Consider the following 11844-nt stretch of genomic DNA (forward strand, 5'->3'; position numbering starts at 1 on the left):
AATACTGCGGCTCAAGTAGTAAACTACTACAACCCAACAACTAAGAAAGTTGAAAAACCAGAAAAACCAACTGAAAAACGTGTTAACAACGTTCCAGTTGAAGTGGAATTCAACTTCACTAAACGTTTGGAAGGTCGTGAACTTAAAGCTAACGAATTCAGCTTCGTTCTTAAAGATTCAGAAGGTAAGACTCTTGAAACTGTAAGCAACGATGCTTCAGGTAACGTTAAGTTCTCTAAACTTGAGTTCAAGAAAGGCCAAGAAGGCGTACACAACTACACAGTAGAAGAAGTTAAAGGCTCAGACGCAACCGTTACATACGATACAATGAAAGCGAATGTAACAGTTACAGTTAAACACGATGGAACAGCTAAAGTTCTTATCGCAACTGTAGGCGACATTGCGGATAAAGAATTTAACAACCGTGTAACACCTCCAGAAGAGCCTAAGTTCCAACCAGAGAAATATGTTGTTTCTGAAGAGAAATTCGATATCACTGGTGACAAGCTCGTTGATGATGATAAAGAATTGGCAGACAAGTACGCAGATACCAATGCGAACCCATACGCTGACGATGCTTCAAACAACGAAAAAGAAAACTTGAATACTAAGACTGTTAAACGTGGCGACAAGTTGGTTTACCAAGTTTGGTTGGATACAACTAAATTTGACGCAGCTAACAAGGACAACATCCAATCAGTAGGAATCTCAGATGACTACGATGAAGCTAAATTGGACCTTGATGCTACTAAGATCAAAGCTTACGATTCAGTAACAGGCGCAGAAGTAACAGATAAATTCGATATCACAGTTGAAGGTGGAGTGATCACTGCAACTCTTAAAGCAGGCTTCACTAAGTCACTTGGCGATGCAGAAAACACACAAGTTATCGACACAACTAAATTCGCCTTTGGACGTTACTACAAGTTCGACATCCCAACAACAGTGAAAGCTGATGTACCTGGCGGTGTAGATATCGAAAATACTGCGGCTCAAGTTGTAAACTACTACAACCCAACAACTAAGAAAGTTGAAAAACCAAGCAAACCAACTGAAAAACGTGTTAACAACGTTCCAGTTGAAGTAGAATTCAACTTCACTAAACGTTTGGAAGGTCGTGAGCTTAAAGCTAACGAATTCAGCTTCGTACTTAAAGATTCAGAAGGTAATACTCTTGAAACTGTAAGCAATGATGCGGCTGGTAACGTTAAGTTCAAAGCTCTTGAATTCAAGAAAGGCCAAGAAGGCGTACACAACTACACAGTAGAAGAAGTTAAAGGAACAGACGCAACCGTTACATACGACACAATGAAAGCGAATGTAACAGTTACAGTGAAACACGATGGAACAGCCAAAGTTCTTATCGCGACTGTTGGCGACATTGCGGATAAAGAATTTAACAACCGTGTCACACCTCCAGAAGAGCCTAAGTTCCAACCAGAGAAATACGTAGTTGGAGAAGCTAAGTTCGACGTAACAGGTACAAAACTTGTTGATGATGATAAAGAGTTGGCAGACAAGTACGCAGATACAAATGCGAACCCATATGCGGACGATGCTTCAAACAACGAAGCTGAAAACTTGAATACTAAGTCTGTTAAACGTGGTCAAACTATCTACTATCAAGTATGGCTTGACACAACTAAATTTGATGCAAACAACAAGGATAATATCCAAACTGTTGGTATCACAGATGACTTCGATGAAACTAAGTTGGATGTGGATGCATCAGCTATCAAGGCTTACGATTCAGTTTCTGGTGCTGATGTTACAGATAAATTCGATATCTCAATCGAAAATGGTGTAATCACAGCTAACCTTAAAGCAGGCTTCACTAAGTCACTTGGCGATGCGGAAAACACTCAAATCATCGACACAACTAAATTCGAGTTTGGTCGCTACTATAAATTTGATATCCCAGCAACAGTTAAAGCTGATGTTGCAGGTGGAGTAGATATCGAAAATACTGCGGCTCAAGTAGTAAACTACTACAACCCAACAACTAAGAAAGTTGAAAAACCAAACAAACCAACTGAAAAACGTGTTAACAGCGTTCCAGTTTCAGTAGAGTTCAACTTCACTAAGAAACTTGAAGGTCGTGAACTTAAAGCAGGCGAATTCACATTCGAGTTGAAGAATGAAGCAGGCGAAGTCGTTGAAAGCGTGAAGAATGATGCTTCAGGTAACGTTAAATTCTCAGCTATTGAGTATAAGAAGGGTCAAGAAGGCACTTACAAGTATACAGTAGAAGAGGTTAAAGGAACTGACTCAACCGTTACATACGACACAATGAAAGCTGTTGTAACAGTTGAAGTTCGTCATGATGGTACTGCTAAGGCTCTTATCACTAATGTGACAGACCCAGCAGATAAAGAGTTCAACAATACTGTAACTCCGCCAGAAGAACCTAAGTTCCAACCAGAGAAATACGTTCTTAGCGATGGTAACGGTAAGTTTGATATCACTGGTACTAAGCTTCTTGATGATGATGCAGAGTTGACAGATAAGTACGCAGAAACAAATGCGAACCCATACGCTGATAAAGCTGATAACAACGAAGCAGAAAACATCAATACTAAAGCTGTTAAACGTGGCGACACTATTAACTACCAAGTATGGCTTGATACAACTAAATTTGATGCAAACAACAAGGATAATATCCAAACTGTTGGTATCACTGATGATTATGATGAAGCTAAATTGGATGTTAAGGTAGCTGATATCAAGGCTTACGATGGTAAGACTGGTGCTGATGTTACTGACAAGTTTGACATCTCTATCGCTAACGGTGTGATTACTGCTAACCTTAAACCTGGCTTCACTAAGTCACTTGGCGATGCAGAAAACACTCAAATTATCGATACTACTAAGTTCGAATTTGGACGTTACTACAAGTTTGTCATCCCAGCTAAGGTCACTGACGGTGCTTACGATGGTGCTGAAATTGAAAATACAGCAGCTCAAGTTGTAAACTACTACAACCCAACTACTAAGACAGTTGAAAAACCAAACAAACCAACTGAAAAACGTGTTAACAACGTTCCAACTGCTATCGAGTTGATCTTTGGTAAGACACTTAACGGACGTAAGTTGCAAGACAAAGAATTTACTTTTGAATTGAAAGATGAAAAAGGTAATGTTCTTGAAACTGTTAAGAATGATGCCGAAGGTAAAGTTAAATTCTCTACTATCAACTACGGTAAAGCAGATCTTGGTAAGACATTCAACTACACGGTAGAAGAAGTTAAAGGAACTGATACAACTGTTACTTACGATAACATGAAAGTCAATGTTACTGTTCAAGTTATCCAACCTTCAGTAGGAGATCAATTGTCAACAGTTATCTCTTACGCTACAGTAGGTGGAGATGCTTATGGTGGTGACGATCGTGTCTTCGATAACAACGTAACTCCTAACTTCAAACCAGAGAAATACGTTGTTTCAGAACCAAGCTTCGACATCATTGGTAACAAACTTGCTGATGACGACGATTCAGCTGATAAAGTTGAAATCCAAAACTTGAATGGTAAGACCCTCAAACGTGGTCAAAAGATCTACTATCAAGTATGGCTTGATACTCGTGACTTCACAGCAGAAAGCAATCTTCAAACTGTTGGTATCACTGATAACTACGAAGAAGATAAACTTGACATCAACGCTGCTGATATCAAGGTTTACGATGGTATCACTGGTGCAGATGTTACTGACAAGTTCGATATCAAGGTTGAAAACGGTGTTCTCTACGGTACATCTAAAGCAAGCTTGACTAAAGCTATTAGCGCAACAGATGCTACTCCAGTCATCGATACAACTAAATTTGAGTTTGGTCGTTACTATAAATTTGATATTCCAGCTGTTGTTAAAGATATTGATTCTAACGACGGTGTAGATATTGAAAATACAGCCAACCAAACAATTCACCAATACAACCCATTCAATAAGAAAGTTACAACTCCTGAAAAACCAACTCAAACACGTGAAAACAACGTTCCAGTTCCACTCGAGTTCAACTATACTAAACGACTTGAAGGACGTGAGTTGACTGCAGGTGAGTTCAGCTTCGTATTGAAAGACAAAGACAACAAGGTTCTTCAAACAGTAACCAACGATAAAGATGGTCACATCAAGTTTGAAAAACTCTTGTTCAACAAAGATGATCTTGGTAAGACATTCACTTACACAGTTGAAGAAGTAGCTGGTAAAGATGCTTCAATCACTTACGATGCTATGAAAGCGACTGTAACAGTGGAAGTTACTAAGGAAGGTAAGGTTCTCACAACTGTCGTTAACCACGCTTCAACAGGCGGATTCGCTTCAAGCGCTAACGATAAAGAGTTCAACAACAAGGTGGTTCCACCAGAAACACCTAAGTTCCAACCAGAGAAATATGTTGTGAACAAAGAGAAATTTGACATCACTGGTAACAAGCTTGTTGATGATGATAAAGAATTGGCAGACAAGTACGCAGATACAAATGCGAACCCATATGCCGATGACGCATCAAACAACGAAGCTGAAAATATGAATACTAAATCTGTTAAACGTGGTGAAAAACTTGTTTACCAAGTATGGCTCGATACAACTAAATTCGACGCTAACAACAAGGATTACATCCAAACAGTTGGTATCTCTGATGACTACGATGAAACTAAATTGGATCTTGATGCTTCAGCTATTAAAGCTTACGATTCAGTAACAGGTGAAGATGTAACAGCTAAATTCGACATCAAAGTTGAAAATGGTATGATTACTGCTAACCTTAAAGATGGCTTCACTAAGTCACTTGGAGATGATGCAAATACTCAAATCATCGACACAACTAAGTTTGCCTTTGGTCGTTACTATAAATTCGATATCCCAACCACTGTTAAAGACTCTGTTCCTGGCGGTGTAGATATTGAAAATACAGCTGGACAAGTAGTTCACTTCTACAACCCACAAACTAAGAAGACAGAAATTCCTACTAAACCAACTGAAAAACGTGTAAACAGCGTTCCAATCTCAGTTGAATTCAACTTCACTAAGAAACTTGAAGGCCGTGAGCTTAAAGCTAACGAATTCAGCTTCCAATTGAAGGATGAAGCAGGAAATGTCATCGAAACTGTTAAGAACGATGCTTCAGGTAACGTTAAGTTCAAAGCTATTGAGTACAAGAAAGGCCAAGAAGGTACTTACAAGTACACAGTAGAAGAAGTTAAAGGTACTGATGGCACAGTTCAATACGACGGTATGAAAGCTGTTGTTACAGTTGAAGTTAAACATGATGGAACAGCTAAAGCACTTATCACTAACGTGACAGATGCTGCTGATAAAGAGTTCAACAACAAAGTAACTCCTCCAGATACTCCAGACTTCAACCCAGAGAAATACATCCTTAACGAATCTAAATTCGATCTTACAGGAGTTAAACTTCTCGATGACGATAGCGAATTGAAAGATAAGGTTGCAGACACTAATGCAAATCCTTACGCTGATAAGACTGATAACAACGAAGCTCAAAATATCAATACTAAGACACTCAAGAAAGGTGATAAAGTATACTACCAAGTATGGTTGGATACAACTAAATTCACTGAAGCTCACAATATCCAATCTGTAGGTGTTACAGATAAATATGACAGCGAAAACTTGACTGTTAACGTTAAAGATATTAAAGCATACGACTCTGTAACAGGAGAAGATGTGACAGCTAAGTTCGATATCACTCTCGTTAACGGTGTAATCACTGCAACATCTAAAGCTGACCTTACTAAGTCACTTGGCGATGCAGAAAATACACAAGTTATCGACACAACTAAGTTCGCCTTCGGACGTTACTACAAGTTTGAAATCCCAGCAGAAATTAAACAATCTGCTAAGGGCGGTGTTGACATCGAAAATACAGCCTCACAAATCGTTCACCAATACGATCCACAAAGTAAGACTGTTAAGAAACCTGAAAAACCAACAGAAAAACGTGTTGTTAACATCCCAGTTGAAGTTGAATTTAACTTCACTAAGAAACTTGAAGGACGTGAACTTAAAGCCAACGAATTCAGCTTCGTTCTTAAAGATAAAGATGGAAACATCCTTCAAACAGTTAAGAACGACGCTGCAGGTAACGTTAAATTTGCTGCTCTTGAATTCAAGAAAGGTCAAGAAGGTATTCACAACTACACTGTAGAAGAAGTTAAGGGTACTGACGGAACTGTTTCTTACGATTCAATGAAAGCTCTTGTTTCTGTTGAAGTATCACACGATGGTACAGCGAAAGCTCTTATCACTAAAGTGAACGAGCCAGCAGACAAAGAATTTAACAACACTGTTCGTCCACCAGAAAAACCTAAGTTCCAACCAGAGAAATACGTTGTTTCTAAAGAGAAATTCGATATCACTGGTATGAAACTTGTTGACGATGATGCTGAGTTGAAAGATAAAGTAGGCGATACTAACAAGGATCCTTACGCTGACAGCACAGCTAACAACGAAGCTGAAAATATCAATACTAAGACACTCAAGAAAGGTGATAAGTTTGTCTACCAAGTATGGCTCGACACAACTAACTTCACTGACGCTCACAATATCCAATCTGTAGGTGTTACAGATAAATATGACAGCGAAAACTTGAACATCAATGTTGCTGATATTAAAGCATACGACTCTGTAACAGGAGAAGATGTGACAGCTAAGTTCGATATCCAAATCGTTGACGGTGTGATTACTGCAACATCTAAAGCTGACCTTACTAAGTCACTTGGCGATGCAGAAAACACACAAGTGATCGATACTGCCAAATTGGCATTCGGACGCTACTACAAGTTCGATATTCCTGCAACTATCAAAGGCACTGCTAAAGATGGTGTAGACATCGAAAATACTGCGTCACAAATCGTTCACCAATACGACCCAACTAAGAAATCTGTTGAAAAACCAGAAAAACCAACAGAAAAACGTGTAGTCAATATCCCAACTAAAGTTGAGTTTGAATTCACTAAGAAACTTGAAGGTCGTGAACTTAAACCTGGTGAGTTTAGCTTCGTACTTAAAGATAGCAAGGGTAATGTGATTGAAACTGTAAGCAATGATGCTAACGGTAAGATCAAGTTCTCAGCTCTTGAGTACAAACGTGGTGAAGAAGGTACTCACGTCTACACAGTAGAAGAAGTACAAGGTAACGATGCAACTGTTGCCTACGATAAGATGGTAGCTACAGTCGTTGTTTCAGTAACTAAAGACGGTAAAGTCTTGACAGTAACTTCTCAATTGCCAGAAGATACTGAGTTCAACAACACTGTTATCCCACCAAATACACCACCAACAACTCCACCAAACACACCTCCTACTACACCACCAACTACGCCTCCAACACCACCGACTCCTCCAACTCCAGTGGTTCCACCAGTGACACCACCAACTACACCAGAAGCTCCTAAAGGACCAGCACTTCCTGAAACAGGTGATGATGCGTCTATGGCAGCTATGGCTCTCGGAGGAATCCTTGCGGCAGCTGGACTTGGTTTGGCAGGAAAACGCAAAAAAGAAGACTAAGATAGTTCATAGGTTAAATCCCTCAACATAGTTAGTTAGACTATTTCAGTTTTCGAAAAGAGAGACTCACCCCGATAGGGGTGGGTCTCTTTTGTGTCTAAAAATAATCTGACAAATATATTTTTCTGATTATTAAATTAGTTATAGGGATAAGTATGAATAAACTTATAGAATTATTTTAAAATCAGGGGATAACTTATAAAAAGGAGTTATAACGGGTTATAAAAATATTGTAATAGCTAAACTTAAGTGAGTAGATGTTTATATTAGAAAAGATTATAAAAAAAGAAAATAATAAAATAATGACATTTTATATTGAAATTTTACATTTTTTTGATAACATAATGGAAAGGGGATTAGAATAAATTTTTAGGAAGGGCAATTGGATAGTTAGAATTCCAATTGTTTTGGAGAACTATGGGTAAAGATTTATTCAATGAGAAGAAAAGTCGTTTTTCTCTCCGTAAATTAAATATCGGTGTTTGTTCGGTATTGCTAGGAACACTTATTATGATTGGTGGGACTGCACAAGCGGATGAAAACACTGAAACGACAGCTGCACCGATTACGCCAGTAGCAGAAGCGGGTGAAACGACGGCGTCTTTAGTCGAGACTAGAACAGTCGCAGAGACAACGCCTGCAGCGACAAATCCTGTTGCAAGTGCAACAGCTGCAACAAGTGCTGAAGCACCAGCTACTGTCGCAACGCCTGCGACGTCAACAGCGCCTGCAACAACTACGGAGAGCGCGACATCACAAGCTGCAGCAACATCAGAAGCAGCAAGCACATCAGCAGCTCCAACTTCTGAAACTGCACAAGCATCGACTTCAGAGGCTGCTCAAGCAAGTAATTCTTCTGAAGCTGAAAAACCACGCGTTCGTTCACGTCGTGCGGTTCCTGCTGCAGCATCTACATCTGCAACAGAAGCATCTACTAAGAATGTATCAACTTCAATTGAAGCTGGTGACGAATATGTTACAATTCGTACAGATGCGGCTTCAACTGTTAAGGTAACGGTAGATGGTCAAGAAGTCTCAATTAACGGGGCAGATGGTGTTTATACCTTCAAACGTCCATCAGCAGGTGGTACTGTCGTAGCAACAGCTACAGATGCGTCTGGTAAAAATGCTACGAAACAGTTAATTGTCTCACCAAGTACTGTAAATGGTGTCATTAAACCTAGTGATTCATCACTTACAATTACTAATAAATTTGACACTACTGGTATCACAACTGATAAGGAATCTCCTTACGTTGTTAAGAACGCTGGTGTTGAGTTTAATAAAGTCAATGACGATGGTACCATCTCTCTTACTGGGACATCATGGACGCGTCTTGCGGGTGGATGGGCTAAGGATAAAGCTTTCCCTCTTGGAGCTCATATGATTTTGAACTTCCAAAATCCAACCTTCTATGAAAATATTGAAAAAATCACAATCAAACCAACGGCATCAGGAAGTGCACAAAGCTTTACACCTCATGAAGATGGTTCAGTTTGGTCAGTTCCAATTGCCAACAACACTGTAGCTTCTGGTGGTATTGGGGCAGCTTATGACCACCCAATTACTATTACCTTGAAAAATGGCAAGACCTTAAACGATCTTGGACTTGCAAACACACCATTGTCATTCTCATCTGCATGGATTACAGGTAAGGACTACGGTAGAGTAATTCCTAATAAACTGGTTCGTGAAAGTATTGACAACTCATGGTTTATTGCATCAGATAACGCTAAGAAAACTGCGTCTGATAATGGTTTGACCAACGCCTTCACAGGAACTCCTGGTAAGGGTGTGAATACACAACCAACTCTAAAAGTACTTCCACGTTTTACAAGCGATGGTAAGGCAGATTCAATTGAATTGGTTTATACCATGAAAGTATCTGCGGCTATGGGTGTTGTGAACTTAGGTTCAAATACCTTCCAATCTGTGCCTTATATTGAACAAGAATTGCCTAAGAGTCTCTTGCCATATCTTGATTTGAATGAAACTTATATTTACAAATCTGATGCGGATGGCTCTGCTGTAAGTGGTGTTCAAAAAACCAAGGTTGTCATGGATGCATCAGGGAAACTTGATACACGTAATACAGATGCCATTAGTATTGCGACAAAATCTAATCCATCACAAAGTGATGTTGATAAGGTTCGTAATTATATTGACAAAAATATCCTTGGAACAGCTTCAGGACAACTTGGTTCATATACAATTTCTTACAAGATTAAAGACACAGTTGATTCAGTTGAATTGGCTAAGAAATTGAATGCTGAAATCAAGAAAAATAACGGCATGCTTCTCTTTGAGCAATGGATGGAACGTGGTGTTAAACCAAACTTGAATGCTATCCAACGTAGCTGGAAAGGTAATACCGAAGGGGTTCATCAAGGGTCATATGCAAATGCCTTCCTTGATACTAACCTATTGATTGTTAATGCACCTAAGAATCAAACTTATGATGTGACTTACAGTAAATCAGTAGTCACTGCTGGAGACACAACTCAGCCACAAATTCCACTTGTACGTGATGTCGAAGGTAAGGAAGTATCTGTGCCTTCTGGTACAACTTTCAAAGCTGGCACACTTCCAGCTGGAATTGACTCTGTTTCTGTTGATGAAAGTACAGGGGCTATCACAAGTAAGACTTCTGCCAATGCGACTCCTGGCTTGGTAAATGTGCCAATGCTTGTGACATATCCTGATGGAACAACTGAAACAGTCAATGTCCCAATTGAAATCAAGGCTAAACAAACAGATGCTGATAAGTATGAACCAACTGCAAAAGATCAAACCGTTAACGTAGGCGAAACACCAGACGCTAAAGGTTCAATTGGCAACGTTTCAGATTTACCAAATGGCACTACATTTGAGTACAAGACACCAGTAGATACAACAACAGTTGGTGAAAAAGACGCAACAGTTGTTGTCACTTATCCAGACGGTTCTAAGGATGAAGTTCCAGTTAAGGTGACAGTCGTAGATCCACGTACGGATGCTGATAAGAACACACCAACAGCTAAGGATCAAACCGTTAACATCGGTGAAACACCAGACGCTAAAGGTTCAATTGGTAACGTTTCCGACCTTCCAAGCGGAACAACCTTTGAGTACAAGACACCAGTAGATACAACAACAGTTGGTGAAAAAGACGCTACTGTTGTTGTGACTTACCCAGATGGCTCTAAAGACGAAGTACCAGTTAAGGTAACTGTCGTAGATCCACGTACGGATGCGGATAAGAATACACCGACTGCTAAGGATCAAACCGTTAACGTAGGCGAAACACCAGACGCTAAAGGTTCAATTGGCAATGTATCCGACCTACCAAGTGGAACAACCTTTGAATACAAGACACCAGTAGATACAACAACAGCTGGTGAGAAGGACGCAACAGTCGTTGTGACTTACCCAGACGGTTCTAAGGATGAAGTACCAGTTAAGGTAACTGTTAAAGATCCACGCACAGATGCGGATAAGAACACGCCAACAGCTAAGGATCAAACTGTTAACATCGGCGAAACACCAGATGCTAAAGGTTCAATTGGCAATGTTTCAGATCTACCAAATGGCACTACATTTGAGTACAAGACACCAGTTGATACAACAACAGTTGGTGAAAAAGACGCAACAGTTGTTGTCACTTATCCAGACGGTTCTAAGGATGAAGTACCAGTTAAGGTAACTGTTAAAGATCCACGCACAGATGCGGATAAGAATACACCGACTGCTAAAGATCAAACCATTAACGTAGGCGAAACACCAGACGCTAAAGGTTCAATCGGCAATGTTTCAGACCTACCAAGCGGAACAACCTTTGAATACAAGACACCAGTAGATACAACAACAGCTGGTGAAAAAGACGCAACAGTTGTTGTCACTTACCCAGACGATTCTAAAGACGAAGTACCAGTTAAGGTAACTGTTAAAGATCCACGTACGGATGCAGATAAGAATACACCAACGCCTAAGGATCAAACAGTAAACAAGGGCGAAACACCAGATGCTAAAGGTTCAATCGGAAATGTCTCAGACCTACCAAGTGGAACAACCTTTGAATACAAGACACCAGTCGACACAACAACAGTTGGTGAAAAAGACGCAACAGTTGTTGTGACTTATCCAGATGGTTCTAAGGATGAAGTTCCTGTTAAGGTAACAGTCGTAGATCCACGTACGGATGCGGATAAGAACACACCAACTGCTAAGGATCAAACCGTTAACGTAGGCGAAACACCAGACGCTAAAGGTTCAATCGGCAATGTCTCAGACCTACCAAGTGGAACAACCTTTGAATACAAGACACCAGTCGACACAACA

Annotated in this window: 2 protein-coding genes; both read left to right on the forward strand. The window is 39.9% G+C overall.

Going from position 1 to position 11844, the window contains the following annotated elements; genetic code table 11:
* Positions 1 to 7527: SspB-related isopeptide-forming adhesin (locus ADH51_RS02375; RefSeq protein ID WP_048674176.1), on the forward strand; the 7527-nt coding region annotated here is incomplete at its 5' end.
* A 417-nt stretch (positions 7528 to 7944) separates the two neighbouring features.
* Positions 7945 to 11844: Rib/alpha-like domain-containing protein (locus ADH51_RS09790; RefSeq protein ID WP_152904283.1), on the forward strand; the 3900-nt coding region annotated here is incomplete at its 3' end.

It is taken from the genome of Streptococcus sp. 449_SSPC (assembly GCF_001073005.1).
Classification (GTDB): domain Bacteria; phylum Bacillota; class Bacilli; order Lactobacillales; family Streptococcaceae; genus Streptococcus; species Streptococcus salivarius_F.